Genomic DNA, 502 nt, shown 5'->3' with positions numbered 1-502 from the left:
CACCTGCACCTGCACCTGCACCTGCACCTGCACCTGCACCTGCACCTGCACCTGCACCTGCACCTGCACCTGCACCGGAACCAGCTCCAACTCCAGCTCCAGCTCCAACTCCAGCTCCAGCTCCAGCTCCAGCTCCAGCTCCAGCTCCAGCCCCAGCTCCAGCTCCAGCTCCAGCTCCAGCGCCCAGCAGCATCGCACCTGATGAGGGCGGACGCTCGCGCACGGGCCTGTGGCTGGCGGTCGGCGCGGTGGTGCTGGCCGGTGGCGCCGGTCTGGGCTGGTGGCTGATGCAACCGGCCGCTGCCCCCGAGGCGGCCACCCCGGCCCTGCCGGCGTCCGAAACCAGCGTGCCCGTGCCGGCGCCTGCGGTACCGGCCCCGGTGATCACCGAGACCGCCGTGCCGCCCGCGCCCCCTGCGCCGGCCATCGCCACCGAGCAAGCCCCGCCCCCCGCACCGGCTGCTGTGCCCACCGCCCCTGCGGCCTCTGTGCCGCCCCCGGC

Annotated in this window: 1 protein-coding gene and 1 pseudogene; one reads left to right on the top strand and one right to left on the bottom strand. The window is 74.7% G+C overall.

The annotated features are described in order from the left end of the window. Positions 1–198, bottom strand: a 198-nt coding sequence (locus HA630_RS01740) for a hypothetical protein (protein ID WP_208299909.1), incomplete at its 3' end; no start/stop codon positions are given. A 53-nt stretch (positions 199–251) separates the two neighbouring features. Here HA630_RS01740 and HA630_RS01735 point away from each other — a divergent pair. After that, a pseudogene (locus HA630_RS01735) lies at positions 252–502 on the top strand (hypothetical protein); the annotation flags it as partial.

Source organism: Aquabacterium sp. A08, assembly GCF_011742065.1.
This window is presented reverse-complemented; position numbering and strand designations above follow the sequence as displayed.